This is a genomic window from Nitrosomonas sp. Nm84, from assembly GCF_003201565.1.
Classification (GTDB): domain Bacteria; phylum Pseudomonadota; class Gammaproteobacteria; order Burkholderiales; family Nitrosomonadaceae; genus Nitrosomonas.
The window spans coordinates 1-1,132 of record NZ_QJJP01000084.1; the positions used below are offsets into that span (position 1 = coordinate 1).

1 protein-coding gene is annotated in these 1,132 nt (G+C 47.8%); it reads left to right on the forward strand.

The features are described from left to right. Positions 1 to 1,008: IS5 family transposase (locus C8R34_RS16190; protein ID WP_110342313.1), on the forward strand; the 1,008-nt coding region annotated here is incomplete at its 5' end. Positions 1,009 to 1,132 lie beyond the last annotated feature (124 nt).

A 1,132-nucleotide genomic window follows, 5' to 3' on the forward strand; every position in this document is an offset into this window, starting at 1 on the left:
ATTGATGCCTTGATTGAATGGGAGAAATTACGTCCGCAGCTCACTAATTTGTACAAACGGGAGTTATCGCATGGTGGAGGACAGGAGCCGTTTGATGCGCTGATGATGTTCAAAGCGATCCTTCTGGGTCAGTGGCATAGTTTATCGGACGCGGCACTGGAGCAAGCGCTGTGTGTACGTATTGATTTTCTGCAATTTTGTGGATTATCCCTGTCGGATGCGATACCGGACGAAACCACTTTGTGCCGGTTCCGTAACCGGCTGATAACCGACGATCGACTAGATGGATTGCTGGCTTCTATCAATGAGCAGCTTCAATCACACGGATTGATGGTCAAGGGTGCGACGGGAGCGGTAATTGATGCCACGCTGATTGAGTCAGCTGCGCGCCCTAAAAGGACCATCGTACTGGAGGTGGATGCTGAAGGTAAGGTTGTTCAGTTTGAAGATGGCAGCCAGCCTGGAATTACCTGTACCGAAGAACAAAGTGCGGATCTGGATGCAGCCTGGCTAAAGAAAGGCAAGAAGTCGCAGTTTGGCTACCGCAGTTACCTGGTGGTGGACGAGCAAGACGGCTATGTGCACGGGGTTCACACGGCTCCTGCCAACCAGAGCGAAATGTTGCATTTCGAAGCAGCTATCGACGGTGCGCATATCGAGGCAGATAGGGTATATGCAGATAAAGGATCAGCCAGCCAAGCCAATCGGCAGTTTCTGAAACAGCACAAAATCAAAAGTGCAATTATGCATCGCGCGTACAAGAACAGACCACTCTCGGCACGTCAGAAGCTGGCGAACCGATTGATCAGCAAAAAACGCTATATTGTCGAACAGTGTTTCGGCACAATCAAACGACTATTCAGAATGAGACGCGCCAGCTACTTCGGTACAGTAAAAGTCAACGCCCAAGTCATGCTCAAAAGTATCTGCATGAATCTGAAAAAAGCAGCCAACAAAATCTTCGTAGATCAACCAGTAAGGAGAGAAATCCGTCCAAATATTGCATAAGGGAGGAAATTCCCCTAAAAAAAGGAAAAAACTTCACTTTTTGCCAGTGGCATGCGTGACAAATGCCTTTTAGAAATTTTTCTCTGTGGATACAGCAAAATTTTCGAGGTTGTGCAGAAGTCTT